The sequence below is a fragment of the Salmonella sp. 32020114201800008SM genome (genome assembly GCF_017572025.1).
Taxonomy (GTDB): domain Bacteria; phylum Pseudomonadota; class Gammaproteobacteria; order Enterobacterales; family Enterobacteriaceae; genus Salmonella; species Salmonella enterica.
Genome location: NZ_JAGEQM010000001.1, coordinates 915,919 through 928,624, shown reverse-complemented (window position 1 = coordinate 928,624; position 12,706 = coordinate 915,919). Strand labels below are relative to the sequence as shown.

General features: G+C 55.2%; 15 protein-coding genes. 2 read left to right on the top strand and 13 right to left on the bottom strand.

The features are described 5' to 3' along the window. Positions 1 to 2: 2 nt before the first annotated feature. The 7 genes from fliL to fliF all read right to left on the bottom strand — a co-directional run bounded on the left by fliL (position 3) and on the right by fliF (position 6,994). Complete coding sequence (gene fliL / locus J4613_RS04735) at positions 3 to 470, bottom strand: flagellar basal body-associated protein FliL (RefSeq protein ID WP_000132169.1); 468 nt, start codon at positions 468 to 470, stop codon at positions 3 to 5. 104 nt (positions 471 to 574) lie between these two features. After that, on the bottom strand, positions 575 to 1,792 hold the full coding sequence (fliK, locus tag J4613_RS04730) for a flagellar hook length control protein FliK (protein ID WP_057394408.1): 1,218 nt from the start codon (positions 1,790 to 1,792) through the stop codon (positions 575 to 577). Next, positions 1,789 to 2,232, bottom strand: coding sequence for a flagellar export protein FliJ (gene fliJ / locus J4613_RS04725; RefSeq protein ID WP_111742319.1), 444 nt, complete (start codon positions 2,230 to 2,232; stop codon positions 1,789 to 1,791). The genes fliK and fliJ overlap by 4 nt, the downstream gene beginning before the upstream one ends. A gap of 21 nt (positions 2,233 to 2,253) precedes the next feature. Beyond that, positions 2,254 to 3,624 carry a flagellar protein export ATPase FliI gene (fliI, locus tag J4613_RS04720; protein ID WP_000213257.1) on the bottom strand — a complete coding sequence of 457 codons (1,371 nt, stop codon included), beginning with the start codon at positions 3,622 to 3,624 and terminating at the stop codon, positions 2,254 to 2,256. Beyond that, complete coding sequence (gene fliH, locus J4613_RS04715; RefSeq protein WP_000064158.1) at positions 3,624 to 4,331, bottom strand: flagellar assembly protein FliH; 708 nt, start codon at positions 4,329 to 4,331, stop codon at positions 3,624 to 3,626. Before fliH ends, fliI begins: the two co-directional genes overlap by 1 nt. Then, the gene (gene fliG, locus J4613_RS04710) at positions 4,324 to 5,319 is read right to left on the bottom strand and encodes a flagellar motor switch protein FliG (RefSeq protein ID WP_000067735.1); all 996 of its coding nucleotides are present in this window, start codon (positions 5,317 to 5,319) and stop codon (positions 4,324 to 4,326) included. The genes fliH and fliG overlap by 8 nt, the downstream gene beginning before the upstream one ends. Continuing rightward, a complete protein-coding gene (fliF, locus tag J4613_RS04705) occupies positions 5,312 to 6,994 on the bottom strand; it encodes a flagellar basal-body MS-ring/collar protein FliF (RefSeq protein WP_001276830.1) in 1,683 nt (560 codons plus the stop codon). Before fliF ends, fliG begins: the two co-directional genes overlap by 8 nt. A gap of 216 nt (positions 6,995 to 7,210) precedes the next feature. On the opposite strand from fliF, the gene fliE reads away from it, so the two are divergent. Continuing rightward, positions 7,211 to 7,525: a flagellar hook-basal body complex protein FliE gene (gene fliE / locus J4613_RS04700; RefSeq protein WP_000719037.1), complete on the top strand. Its 315-nt coding sequence runs from the start codon at positions 7,211 to 7,213 to the stop codon at positions 7,523 to 7,525. A 120-nt stretch (positions 7,526 to 7,645) separates the two neighbouring features. Here fliE and J4613_RS04695 read toward each other — a convergent pair whose 3' ends face one another. The 3 genes from J4613_RS04695 to yedE form a co-directional block, all read right to left on the bottom strand. After that, positions 7,646 to 8,032, bottom strand: coding sequence for a hypothetical protein (locus tag J4613_RS04695; protein WP_000639596.1), 387 nt, complete (start codon positions 8,030 to 8,032; stop codon positions 7,646 to 7,648). Positions 8,033 to 8,297: 265 nt separating this feature from the next. Beyond that, positions 8,298 to 8,531 carry a sulfurtransferase-like selenium metabolism protein YedF gene (gene yedF / locus J4613_RS04690; protein ID WP_000790504.1) on the bottom strand — a complete coding sequence of 78 codons (234 nt, stop codon included), beginning with the start codon at positions 8,529 to 8,531 and terminating at the stop codon, positions 8,298 to 8,300. After that, positions 8,528 to 9,790 (bottom strand): selenium metabolism membrane protein YedE/FdhT, encoded by a 1,263-nt coding sequence (gene yedE / locus J4613_RS04685; protein WP_336313972.1) that lies wholly within the window; start codon positions 9,788 to 9,790, stop codon positions 8,528 to 8,530. Before yedE ends, yedF begins: the two co-directional genes overlap by 4 nt. Positions 9,791 to 9,918: 128 nt before the next feature. Between yedE and yedD the strand changes: the two genes are divergently transcribed. Next, a complete protein-coding gene (gene yedD, locus J4613_RS04680; RefSeq protein ID WP_000754694.1) occupies positions 9,919 to 10,332 on the top strand; it encodes a lipoprotein YedD in 414 nt (137 codons plus the stop codon). Positions 10,333 to 10,371: 39 nt separating this feature from the next. Here yedD and amyA read toward each other — a convergent pair whose 3' ends face one another. The 3 genes from amyA to fliS form a co-directional block, all read right to left on the bottom strand. Further along, positions 10,372 to 11,856: an alpha-amylase gene (gene amyA, locus J4613_RS04675; RefSeq protein WP_079791654.1), complete on the bottom strand. Its 1,485-nt coding sequence runs from the start codon at positions 11,854 to 11,856 to the stop codon at positions 10,372 to 10,374. A gap of 71 nt (positions 11,857 to 11,927) precedes the next feature. Beyond that, complete coding sequence (fliT, locus tag J4613_RS04670) at positions 11,928 to 12,296, bottom strand: flagella biosynthesis regulatory protein FliT (protein ID WP_000204899.1); 369 nt, start codon at positions 12,294 to 12,296, stop codon at positions 11,928 to 11,930. Next, positions 12,296 to 12,703: a flagellar export chaperone FliS gene (fliS, locus tag J4613_RS04665; RefSeq protein WP_000287764.1), complete on the bottom strand. Its 408-nt coding sequence runs from the start codon at positions 12,701 to 12,703 to the stop codon at positions 12,296 to 12,298. The genes fliT and fliS overlap by 1 nt, the downstream gene beginning before the upstream one ends. Positions 12,704 to 12,706: the final 3 nt, after the last annotated feature.

Sequence of the window (12,706 nt, the reverse complement as noted above, 5' to 3'; positions counted from 1 at the left end):
CGTTACCGCAGAATAAAAGCTGTATAAAGCACGTCAGTGACGACCTGTTTTGGTTGTCCGGCAACGAGCGGCGCGGCCAGCGTCTCTTTAATGGCGGCAATCAGTTTTTGTTTGCCAGCTTCTGTTGAGAGCTCGGCGGCATTCTGACGGGAAAACAACAACAGCAGACGGCTGCGCACTTCCGGCAGATATTCATTTAATCGCGCGCGCGTCGCTTCGTCTTTCAGACGCAGGGTCACGCCGATATACAACACGCGATCCGCATCGCCCAGATTGACGGTAAACGTATCCAGCGCAAAAAATACCGGCGCGGGCGGCGGAGCCGGTTCCGCTTTAGCGTTCGTGGTCGGTTGCTGCTGCATACGCCAGTAGCTATAACCGGCGGTCGCGCAGGCGGCGAGGGTAATCAACACCAGCAAAGGTATCCAAATCGAGCGTTTGCTCTTTTTGTTAATCGCGGAGTCAGTCATCTGATACGGGCTTCCTGTTTCGGTACTGCTTATTGGCTGATTATCCCGTGTCCTGTCCACGACAAAGCGTGGAAAAGACGCGGATAATCATGCTACCTCTGGCGTTAGGCGAAGATATCCACTGCGCCATTGCCGCGCGCGGCGGCCTGAAGCGAGGCCGGCGCCGCTAACGCTATGTCATCTTCAGCGCCAAACGCGTCCGTGTGTTGGGCGCGGGAAGACTGTTGTTGCGACGAAGACTGCTGCTGTCCGGCAAAGCTTTCGCTACTGATACTGCTTTGTCCCAACTGAATGCCGCTTTCCGCCAACTGGGTGCGCAACATGGGCAGGGCGGCTTCCAGCGCGGCGCGGACATGGCTGTGCGGCGATACCATCTGGAGCTGCGCCTGATTGTCATCCAGCTTGAGCGAAATATGCACCTGACCTAACTCTTCCGGATGCAATCGAAGCTGCGCGCTTTGCTGTCCCTGACGCGTAAATAACATGACCTGCTGACTGAACGTTTGCTGCCATTCATGGCTGCCTAACGGCGCGCTGAGTACCGGGGCTGAGGCGACAGGTAGCGGTTGCGCCGTGGCGCTGCTGAGCGTCGGCATTGCCGCGCCATGCGTTACTGGCGCGGGCGGGCTATCCACCTCCACTTTCGCGCTGGTCGCGGCGGCAGCGACCACCAGCGGCGTCAGTGATGGCCCCGTGGCGCGATCGTCGCTGGCGCGCGCAAGCGACGCCTCGGTTTTCCCTTTTTCATGCTCGCTAAAAGAGAGCGTATGTGTCTCTTCCTGCGGCGCCGATGGCATGTCGCCGCGCAACAGTGACGGCAAGGCGATGTGATTTTCAGCCGGCGTCTCTCCGGCGACAGGCGTCGCGACAGGTTGTCCGGGCAGCATGGCGAATAAGGCGCTCAGACTGGCAAGATCCTCATCGCTCAGCGCGGGCGTTTTCTCATCATGCTGCGCCGTTTTACTCAATGCGGCCAGAGCGCTGGTTTTCAACGATGGCGTTAGCGTAGACAGTAGATGCTGCGCTTGTGTCAGATCGGTAAGCGTTTCATCCGTCGCATTCGCTTTTTGCGCCAGCAGGTCGGCAAGCTTCACCGCCTGGCCCGGCTCGCCATGTTGGGTCAGTAACCCTTTCGATAATTTGCCGCCTGCCGCCTGTAAATCGGCCAGCGTGATGCGGGCGTCTTTGCCCTGTGCGCCGTCTGCGCCTAACGCGCCCGCCAGGAGCGCCAGAAAGTCCTCGGCTGAACCGGTGGTTTTTCCTGACGTCAGACCCGCGGTCATGTCGGTATCGGTGGTGATCAGTTGGGGCAGGGTGATCATTCGGGTTTCCTCATTGCTGCATGCTGAGCAAATTCATCCATTTTTTTCTGATCCATGCGGTTTTCAGCTAACAGCGCTGCCGCGGTTTGTCGGTCCTGTAAGGTTTGCCAGGCCTGAAGTCGCTGCTTTTTCTCACGCCAGCTCTTCAGCGCCAGGTCGACTTTTTGCGTCCACTGCGTAAGCTGGAGGCGATGCTGCTCTATCGCCTTTTCCAGTGTCTGAATAAACTGCTGATAGTTGATCCAGCGATTACTGGCGATGCCGTTGCCCATATCGGTGTTCAAATTACTGCGATACTCATTCTGATAATCGATCAGCATTTTGAGCTGTTCTTCCGCCTGTTGGCAGCCGCGACGCATTTCGCCCAGTAAACGCGCCGCATCATCTACCTCTTTTTCGGCCAGATCTTTGAGTGTTTCCAGAGCGCCATGTTGTGCCATGATCGTCGCCCTCCTGCTTTATCACACCGTCGGGAAAATTAAATCGAGCGCCTGCAGAGAGTCCTCCCAGTCGGCCCGTTCAAAAATGCCTTGCTGTAAAAACGCTTCCAGTTGCGGCCATAAGGTAATGGCTTTATCAAGCATTGGATCGCTACCTTTGGCATAAGCGCCGACGCTGACCAGATCGCGGTTACGCTGGAAACTGGAAAGCAACTGTTTAAATAGCCGTACCCGCGCATAGTGCTGCTCGGTAATGAGCGCGGTCATCGCCCGGCTGATTGACGCCTCGATATCAATGGCCGGATAGTGCCCGGCCTCCGCCAGACGGCGGGACAAGACAATGTGTCCGTCGAGGATTGCGCGTGCCGAGTCGGCAATGGGATCTTGTTGGTCGTCCCCCTCGGTCAACACGGTATAAAACGCGGTGATAGAGCCGCCGCCGTGGATGCCATTACCGGCACGCTCGACCAGCGCCGGCAGCTTTGCGAACACCGAAGGCGGATAACCTTTGGTGGCTGGCGGTTCGCCGATTGCCAGCGCAATCTCACGCTGCGCCATCGCATAGCGCGTCAGCGAATCCATAATCAGCAACACATGCTGTCCGCGATCGCGAAAATCTTCGGCGATACGGGTGGCATAGGCGGCGCCCTGCATCCGCAGCAGCGGCGAGACATCCGCCGGGGCGGCAATCACCACCGAACGCGCGCGACCGTCGGGGCCGAGAATATTTTCGATAAAATCTTTAACTTCGCGGCCACGTTCGCCGATAAGTCCCACGACAATCACGTCCGCCCGCGTGTAGCGCGCCATCATGCCAAGCAGAACCGATTTACCAACGCCGGAACCGGCAAAGAGTCCCATACGCTGACCGCGCCCTACGGTTAACAACGCGTTGATAGCGCGTACGCCGGTATCCAACACATGTTCGATTGGCGTTCGCTGTAGCGGGTTAAACGGCGGCGTGATTAACGCGCCGGTTTCCAGCGTATCCGGCGCAGGCAGTCCGTCGAGCGGTTTACCGCCGCCATCCAGCACCCGACCAAGCAGGGCCGGGCCGAGCGGTAGCTGTTTGCCGCTTTGCAGACCGTCGCCATGTCCGTTACGGGCGTAAACGCGGGCACCGGGCAGAATGCCTTCGACCTCTTCCAGCGGCATTAAAAACAGACGCTGGCCGTTAAAACCGACGACTTCCGATTCCACCTCTTTGGTTTCAGGGCCGTCCTGGCGCTCAATAATGCAGGTGGCGCCCAGCGGAAGCTGGAGACCGGTGGCCTCCAGTACCAGGCCCGTGGCGCGGGTTAAACGTCCATAACGACGCACCGCCGGCAATAACGCCATTTTGGCTTCAAAGTTGTCGAGCGCGGTAAGCCAGCGGGTCAAACGCGTGGTCATCAGAGCACTCCCGGCGCCGCCAGGCGACACAACTCTTGCCAGCGAGTAGCGACGCTGGCGTCCAGATCGCCCTCATCGGCAGAGACTTTACACCCGCCGTGATGCAACGTTGGATCGCCGCGTAACCGCCATCCGTGAAGACTGAGCGTGGCGCCCAGCATCTCTTCCACCCGCTGTAAGTCGTCCGGATGCACGCGCAACTGCGGCTTGCCGCTAAAGAGCGGCTCTTGCTGCAACAGTTGTTGGATCTGTTTAATCAGCGCCGAGTTGTCCACCGCCGGCGTTTGGCCGATGACCTGACGCGCAGCCTCCAGGGCCATTTGCATCAGCCGTGAGGCGATAACGCTATCGAGCGCGTCAAGCGTGTTCTGAAACTCGCTCACTAACTGCTGCATACGGGCATGAATCGGTGCCTGCTGCGTCTGCGCCTGGGCTTGTCCTTGCTCCAGCCCCTGCGCTAACCCTTCCTGGTATCCCTGCGCGTGTCCTTTTTGCCGTCCCTCCGCCAGCCCGGCGTTATAACCTTGTTCATGGGCCTGTATTTTTAGCTGCGCCAGCTCCTGCTCCAGCTGCTGTTCGGCAGTGAGTTCGGGCTCCGGCGTATCGTCTGTCAAGGTCACGTTATCAGCCTCAACCGGCACAAACGTCTCCGGCGGCGGGGCGAGATCGTCGGGGGTCCAGACTTGCCACGGCAATTCATTAGACATAGGTATCCTCGCCGCTGCCAATCACCATTTCGCCGGTTTCCGCCAGACGACGCACAATAAGCAGAATCGCTTTCTGCTCGTTTTCCACCTGAGACAGACGAACCGGGCCACGGTTGGCAAGGTCGTCGCGCAGGATATCGGCGGCGCGCTGGGACATATTGCGCAGGAACTTCTCGCGTAATGGCGGTTCGGCGCCTTTCAGAGCGATCAGCAGCGATTCGGAATCCACTTCCTGCAACAGACGCTGGATACTGCGATCGTCCACATCCACCAGATTTTCGAACAGGAACATCTCGTCGATGATTTTCTGCGCCAGTTCGCCGTCGAATTCGCGCACAGCGGTAATAACCGCTTCTTCCTGCTGCGTTTTCATCAGGTTGATAATTTCCGCCGCGGTTCTTACGCCGCCCATTTTACTGCGTTTCAGGTTCTGACCGTCGAGCAGGCCATTCAGCACTTCGGTCAATTCCGCCAGCGCCGCCGGCTGTACGCCGCCAAATGTCGCGATACGCAGCATCACATCATGACGCAGTCGTTCGTCAAACAGTGCCAGAATATCGGCGGCCTGACTGCGTTTGAGGTGGACCAGAATGGTGGCGATAATCTGCGGGTGTTCGTCGCGAATCAGGTCGGCGGCGCTCTGCGGTTCCATAAAGTTGAGCGTTTCGATACCGCTGGTGGTATCGCGCGTTTCCAGAATATCTTCCAGCAGGCTGGAGGCGCGTTCTTCGCCCAGCGCTTTAACCAGTACGGAGCGCAGGTATTCGTTGGCGTTGATATTCAGCGCGGCGAACTGCTCCGCTTCTTGCTCAAACTCTGATAGTACGTCCGTCAGTTGTTTGTTGGAGATCTGACGCACGTTAGCCATCGCTGTACTTAGCGCCTGCACTTCGCGGGTGGAGAGGTGCTTAAACACCTCTGCCGCCCGGTCTTCGCCAATGGTCATCAACAAAATGACGCTTTTATCGGTACCGCTAAGATTACTCATGATCGTTACTCATCCACTGGCGAATGACCAGCGCCACCACGCGCGGATCGTTGTCTGACATTTCGCGAATACGCTGGCTCATCACCTCGGCGCCCAGACGCTGGTTAGCCCGGCGTTGCTGGAGCTGCTCGTCTTTGCTAAGGCGTACTTCCACGGCTTCTTCGGTTTCCTGGCGAACCTGCGCCTGTTCCTGCGCCGCTTTCGCTTCTTCAACACGGCGCGTCAACTGCGGACGTACCGCTTTGCGCCACAGAATCCAGGCCACCACCAGTACCAGCAACCAGCGACCTGCCGCGAGCAACTGATCGATAAAGGACTGCTGTTGCCAGAAGGGCAGTTCGCCGCCGGTGTCATCCACTGCGCTAAACGGTGAATTCACCACGTTTAGCGTATCGCCGCGTTTATCAGAAAAACCCATCGCTTCACGGGTTAAATCCTCGATCTGTTTCATCTGATCGGCGGTCAATGGCAGCGGTTTGCCATCCGCCAGCGTTTTGTAATTCACCACGACAGCTACGGAGAGACGCTCAATATCGCCTACATTCATTTTGGTGTGACGAATGGTGCGGTCCACTTCGTAGTTACTGGTTTCGTTACGCTGCGTATTGCGCGGGCCAGCACTGTTACTGTTGGTACTGGTGCTGGTTTGTGGCGTATTCTGCGCGTTTTGTTGATTGGTCGGCGGCGTGGCGATCGGCGCCTCGTTAGGCGGCGCTGGTTGGTTCGACAGCGCGCCAGGCACGCCGCCGGGATAGCCCGCGCCTACCTGTTCGCTAATATTCAACTGACGTGAACGCAGGGTGGCCTTCGACGCATCGCCGTTCGGGCTGTAGTGCTCTTCCGTCTGCTCTTTATTGGCAAAATCCAACTGGGCGGTTACCTGAGCGTGAACATTACCGTTCCCGACGATAGGCGACAGAATGGCTTCGATACGGCGTTGGATGCGGCTTTCCACATCATTAGCAAATTTTAATTGCGCGTCATTAAGGTCGCGACCGCTGGTATTGGATTGCGTGAGCAGATGACCGGATTGATCGACCAGAGTGACGTTTCCTGGCGGCAAACCGGCGACAGCGCTGGAAACCAGATGTACCACGGCGCTAATTTGTCCTTCATCCAGCGCCCGGCCCGGTTCCAGTGTGACGGTGACGGAGGCGGAAGGGGATTTTTGTTCCCGCACAAATAGCGACGGCTTTGGCATCGCCAGGTGAACGCGGGCGCTTTTTACCGGACCCAGCGTCTCGATCGTCCGGGCCAGTTCACCTTCCAGCGCGCGCTGATAATTCACCTGCTCGCTGAACTGACTGATACCGAATTTTTCCTGATCAAGCAGTTCAAAGCCTACCGCGCCGCCTTTAGGCAGCCCCTGCTGCGCCAGACGCAGACGCAGTTCATGCACTTTGTCGGCGGGCACTTCAATCGCGCCGCTGCCATTGGCAAAGCGATAGGGGATATTCATCTGGGTCAACTGCGCGACGATCGCGCCGCCGTCCTGATCGGAAAGGTTGCTAAATAGCGTGCGGTAATCGGGCGTTTTGGCCCACAGCACCATCGCAACGACGATCGCCACGGCGGCGGAACCCGCCACAATTAACGGAATTCGGGGATTCGCGCGTAGGCGATTAAGCCACTCGAGAGGTTTAGGTTGGGTTGCAGTCGATGCAGTCGCACTCATCTCGCACCTCGTGACTGATCGTGGACGGCGTTTTTTGCAAAGTGGAACAAGACTCACTCCCGGGTCAGCAAACTCGAAAAATTGACGGTCTCATTATTTGTGGTTTCGAATTTTTCTATGCGCTAAAAACCGAGGTTTTTTATCGTTATTTAACGCCTTTATCTTATTGACAAACTGGTAATCTCTGCTGCGTAAAAAATCATCCAGGGGAATAGCATGGCAGCAATACAGGGGATTGAAGGGGTTATTAGCCAGTTACAGGCGACGGCGATGGCCGCGCGCGGGCAAGACACGCACTCGCAGTCGACGGTGAGTTTTGCCGGCCAGCTACATGCTGCGCTGGATCGTATTAGCGACAGACAGACGGCGGCGCGCGTTCAGGCGGAAAAATTCACTCTGGGTGAGCCGGGCATTGCGCTTAATGACGTGATGGCTGATATGCAAAAAGCGTCCGTTTCCATGCAAATGGGGATTCAGGTGCGCAATAAGCTGGTCGCCGCGTACCAGGAAGTCATGTCCATGCAGGTTTAAGCCAGGGTTGACAACACATCCGCAGCGAACTCCCGGGCGCTTACCTAAGTCAGCGGCGGGGGACGCGACGCCCATGCAACCAGTGCGTGATTATGTGGGCTTGTTTTTTGCGAGGCGCGCTCATTTTATTGATAAGCGGGTTGCACATTGTTGCAGGGACTTATTAAAAATAGGGTACGCCTGTTTACTGACGCCATTCATTCCTACTATTCGTTCTGACGCGATTGTCATTGAGTTTGCAATCCAGAATGTTCCTGCAATATATGCGCCGTTGCGATAATACACGGTAAATTCTTTATTAATGCCTGGAATATCTGTTTCATGGAGATCCAGTATATACCCATACGGGGACAGATTATCAGCGAGACAGCGGGCAATGGCGCTCGGATGTGCATTGACTACTGTGACGGGTGAGTAACGGGCAGCGGCAAGACAGACGACTCCAATAATGGAGATGAAAATAATTTTTATCATTTTTTTGGCTTCTGCTGTGCATAAATAAATGATCACCTGATAATGTCAGTGAGTAAAAATATAAATACCTGATAGTCTTTTATGACGTAGAGGGAAAATAATAATTATTTTATGTTTTGCTTAAAATAACCCTGGATTTTTCATCGGCTCAGACAAAATTAAAACGGTATACGTTATATAATAGATTTATGCCACGGCGCACAAGACGACCTTGTCTGATTTCTTTTATGCGTTGTAGATTTTTGCCGGTTATGCCGTAAAAAGGTCTCCCGCCGTAACGTACAGCGGGAGTATGCGCTTATTTTTGAATCAGATAACGAATTGTCGGGCCATCCTGTTGGATATCCAGCACCGTATAACCGTGATTGCGCGCATCCAGTGGAATATTATTAATGGATTGCGGACAGTCGCTCACCACTTCCAGGATCTCCCCTTTTTTTAGCTGCGGCATCGCTTCCAGAGTGGCGACCGCCGGGTACGGGCAAGGTTCGCCAACCATATCCAGACGGTAATCAGGGACGATATTTTTCATACAGATTCCTTAGCAGGCGTCAGCCCCGCACGGCGGAAAAAACGTTTTTCCCAGCCGATAATTAACATCAGCGCGGCAAATAATAACAGGTAGGTGACCACCAGACCGCCCAGCGGACCAAAGGTGTTCAGCAGGTTAACTTTATCCCAACTGGTCGCCAGCGCGGGCGCGAAATCATCCCAGTAGTAAGCCAGGATGGTTGAACCGATGACATTGCCGAGGCCCACCCACCAGTAATGCACCTGGCCTTCTACGGCGCGGTACATCCAGCCGGTTTCGCAGCCGCCCGCCAGCACGATGCCAAAACCGAACAGCAGTCCGCCAATGACCGCATTCGGGCCAGCCCACATAATTTTAGGTGCAACGCCCAACTGCACGTAGCTGAAAATACCAATGGCGCTGACCGCCATGCCGAAAATAATCGCTTTCGCCATATGGGCGCGTCCGGAGATCCACAGATCGCGAAAGGCCGAGGTAAAGCAGATTTGCGCGCGCTCGATCAGCAGCCCAAACCCGACGCCGAACAGCATCGCCAGCCCCAGTTTCGGCTGATGCATTGCCGTTAATAACGCCCAGCCAATCATGCCGATAAAGACCAGCATACCGAGCCTGAAACGCCGTCTTGCCTGATCCGGTTTCTGCGTCAGTGGCGAAGCCGCGGAGACCTTTTGCATTTTCACCGGTATGCGAAATATCGGCAGCAACGTAAAGCGGGCGCCGAACCAGGAGCCGATAGCGGTCGCCAGCGCAAAGAACCACGCGTGTAGGGAGAACTGCGGGATCCCGGTAAAAAAGGCGGCCAGGTTACACCCCATCGCCAGACGCGCGCCGAAGCCAGCGATAATGCCTCCGGCCACCGCCTGTACGATACGGATTCGGCTGCGCGGCATACGCAGTTTTACGTTGTTGGCCCACAGCGCCGCGGCGAAACAGCCGCCGAACATGCCGAGGATCATCATGCCGTCGATACGCGTCAGCGGCGTACCTTCCAGATGAATCAGCTTGTAGTAGCCCCACTGTTCGGCATGAACGCCAAAAAGCTGCAAAATTTGCCCGCCCCAGCGGGTAAATTCGCCCGTCACGGCCCAAAACGTGCCGGTGATGCCAAAATAGTAGGTAGAGAGAATACCGGCTGCGATCACCGCAGGGGCCGGCGCCCAGAATTTAATTAACCAGGTTTGCTTGAAGTGTTGCCATGACATGTGTTTAGCCTCTGAACTCAGAAGGTGTGAAACAAGAAGTGCGCATACTACACCGATCACAGAATTTGCCTACACCTAATAAGCGGTAATACCGACTGGATCAAATTGCGGCCAGCGCCTGGAAAGGCTGGCGGCGTCAGGGCTTTAATGCCACAATTCCTCTTTCTTCTGATGCAGGATGAATGATGAAAAAAGTAGCGATCGTTGGCGCATTGCTGGTTCTGGCCGGATGCGCCGAGGTGGAAAACTATAATGATGTGGTGAAAACGCCCGCGCCGGCCGGTCTGGAAGGGTACTGGCAGTCAAAAGGCCCGCAACGTAAGCTGGTGAGCCCTGAAGCTATCGCCAGCCTGGTAGTGACTAAAGAAGGCGACACGCTGGACTGCCGCCAGTGGCAGCGCGTTATTGCTCTGCCGGGCAAGCTGACCATGCTCTCCGATGACTTAACCAATGTTACGGTTAAGCGTGAGCTCTATGAGATTGAGCGCGACGGGAATACCCTGGAATATGATGGCATGACGCTGCAACGGGTCGCTCGTCCGACGCCGGAGTGCGCCGCTGCGTTAGAAAAAACGCCGCTGCCGACGCCGCTGCCGTAATTTCGCTTCCCGGCAGCGCTCTGCCGCCGGGAACGCTCATCACACGTCCTCAATGACCCACACGCTGACGCTGCCAGCGTTGCAGAAGAACGTCGCTTCGCCTTGATCATTAGTTACAACATGCTCACTGCGGTTTCCCAGAAAATCACGCCAGGTCTTGTTAGCGTAATTGTCGCCGAGCAGGAGGTTTTTTTCACCGTCGTCGCCATTGGAAAGTACAACCACACAGCCTGGATTCTCTTCAGTACCGCTGCGACTAAAGGCGATACAGTTAGGATGATCGAAAAAGAGTGTTTGTATACCGTGCGCAAAACGCTGACGAGCGAGGATCAGCCGATCCAGTTGGTTAATCACCGGCATGTCGACCCGACAGGTCTCGCCATTTTCGCCGCTATCCTCATAGCTGGCGCCGTATAAATCGGGATAAAACACCGACGGCACGCCGTTTTCACGAAGCAGGATCAGCGCATAGGCCAATGGTTTGAACCAGGGTTCTACCGGCGCTTCCAGCGCCTGTAACGGTTGTGTATCGTGGTTAGCGACCAGCGTCACCGCATGAAAAGGGTCGGCTTCTACCAGCGTGCCGGTGAAAATGTGGCGCATGTCATACTCCGCGCCCTGGCGCGAGGCTTCATGAAATTTCATCTGCAACGGCGCGTCGAACAGCATGGTTTTCCCGTCGACCTGATCGATGTACGTTTGCAGTTTATCTACTTCATGCGACCAGTATTCTGCGACAATAAACAGCGGTTTTGGTGCAACCGCCTGTACATGCTCAATCCATTCTTTATAAAACCAGGCGGGTATATGTTTTACCGCGTCCAGGCGAAAGCCGTCACAGTGGGTTTGTTCCATGACCCAACGAGCCCAATATTTAATCTCTTCCGTAACCGCGTGATTGCGAAAATCGATATTTTCACCCATCAGATAGTCGAAATTACCCAGCTCATCATCAACCTGATCGTTCCAGCCATCGCCGGTATAGTCATTGACGATCTTAAAAATGCCGTCTTCGTCGGGATTCTCGATGTGATCAATGCCGCTGAAACAGTGATAGTCCCAAATAAAGTTGGAATACTGGCCCGCGCGGGCAGGGAAGGTGTAGCGCGTCCAGCCTTCGCATTCAATGATGTTGTCATCGATTTGCGTGCGGTCATCCTGATTCACGCGCTGAACGCGGATACGTTCTTTTTCGTCTGCGCCCATTTTGTGGTTCACGACGACGTCGAGCAGCACCGCAATATTATTTTTTTTGAGCGCGTCTATCGCCGTCAGTAACTGGCGTTTATCGCCGTACTTTGTCGCGATAGTTCCTTTTTGGTCAAATTCGCCGAGGTCAAACAGGTCGTAGCTATCATAGCCTACGGAATAGCCGCCGGAGGCGCCTTTACAGGCGGGCGGTAGCCAGACCATATTGATACCGATATCATTCAGCCCATCAGCACGTTCCGCCAGCTCAGACCAGAGTTTACCGCCGTCGGGATAATACCAGTGGAAGTACTGCAATAACGTGGGGTTTTTCATCTTCCGTGCTCCAGAAGTCGTTTAGCCGACCTCTGGAGTATGGAAGAATTTTCATACGAGACGGGAAAATATTATGAGGCGCCAGGCGCATCTGGCACGAGTAACATACCGGAAAGACGCCCATAAGCGTTGTTGAGTGATTTTTGGCGGGTGGATTGTCCGATCAAACTACTCAGTTCATCCAGTCGCTGTTGCAGCAGCCCTTTCAGGAGCTGCTCATTATCCAGCGTTTGTTTGATGTATCCGGCGACCATATCCTGAATACTTCGCGTAATGCCCGGTGGAGTTTGCTTTTCCATCACCGTTTCAATACTTTGCAGATAGGAGACCTCTTGTTGCAGTAAGAGATCCCATTCACCTCGCTGCGCAAGTTCAAGCAGCGATTGACTGAGCAGCGCAATACGCTGCCAACGGTTGATAAACTCCACGGTTGAGGTCATTAACGAGACTCCTGGAAAGATGCTTTCGGTGAAATCTGTTTCCAGGCTTCTGCAATATTGCTGAGTAACCCTTCCACTTCTTCGATGGCCTGAGCGTCGTTACGCAAATTAGCCTGCAGTAAACGGCGAATCATATAGTCGTATAGCTCGGAAAGATTCGTCGCAATCTCACCGCCTTTTTCCTGATCGAGGCCGGCTTTCAGCCCGTTATCGATAATATTGATGGCTTTGCTTAACGCTTCACCTTTCGCGACAACATCGCCTTGTTCTAAAAACAGGCGAGCGCGCACCAGAGCGCTATTCGCGCCATCAAACAACATTTCAATCAACTGATGCGGGCTGGCGCTCATCACGGCGCTTTCCACGCTGACTTGCGCATAAGCTTTGATACCGCTCGCGGTGTACATGGT

What these genes read in the sequence shown, in the direction of transcription:
- fliK (WP_057394408.1), bottom strand. Translation starts at nt 1,792, where the DNA reads ATGATCACCCTGCCCCAACTGATCACCACCGATACCGACATGACCGCG.
- fliL (WP_000132169.1), bottom strand. Translation starts at nt 470, where the DNA reads ATGACTGACTCCGCGATTAACAAAAAGAGCAAACGCTCGATTTGGATA.
- fliE (WP_000719037.1), top strand. Translation starts at nt 7,211, where the DNA reads ATGGCAGCAATACAGGGGATTGAAGGGGTTATTAGCCAGTTACAGGCG.
- yedF (WP_000790504.1), bottom strand. Translation starts at nt 8,531, where the DNA reads ATGAAAAATATCGTCCCTGATTACCGTCTGGATATGGTTGGCGAACCT.
- fliJ (WP_111742319.1), bottom strand. Translation starts at nt 2,232, where the DNA reads ATGGCACAACATGGCGCTCTGGAAACACTCAAAGATCTGGCCGAAAAA.
- yedD (WP_000754694.1), top strand. Translation starts at nt 9,919, where the DNA reads ATGAAAAAAGTAGCGATCGTTGGCGCATTGCTGGTTCTGGCCGGATGC.
- fliT (WP_000204899.1), bottom strand. Translation starts at nt 12,296, where the DNA reads ATGACCTCAACCGTGGAGTTTATCAACCGTTGGCAGCGTATTGCGCTG.
- fliS (WP_000287764.1), bottom strand. Translation starts at nt 12,703, where the DNA reads ATGTACACCGCGAGCGGTATCAAAGCTTATGCGCAAGTCAGCGTGGAA.
- fliI (WP_000213257.1), bottom strand. Translation starts at nt 3,624, where the DNA reads ATGACCACGCGTTTGACCCGCTGGCTTACCGCGCTCGACAACTTTGAA.
- amyA (WP_079791654.1), bottom strand. Translation starts at nt 11,856, where the DNA reads ATGAAAAACCCCACGTTATTGCAGTACTTCCACTGGTATTATCCCGAC.
- fliH (WP_000064158.1), bottom strand. Translation starts at nt 4,331, where the DNA reads ATGTCTAATGAATTGCCGTGGCAAGTCTGGACCCCCGACGATCTCGCC.
- fliG (WP_000067735.1), bottom strand. Translation starts at nt 5,319, where the DNA reads ATGAGTAATCTTAGCGGTACCGATAAAAGCGTCATTTTGTTGATGACC.
- fliF (WP_001276830.1), bottom strand. Translation starts at nt 6,994, where the DNA reads ATGAGTGCGACTGCATCGACTGCAACCCAACCTAAACCTCTCGAGTGG.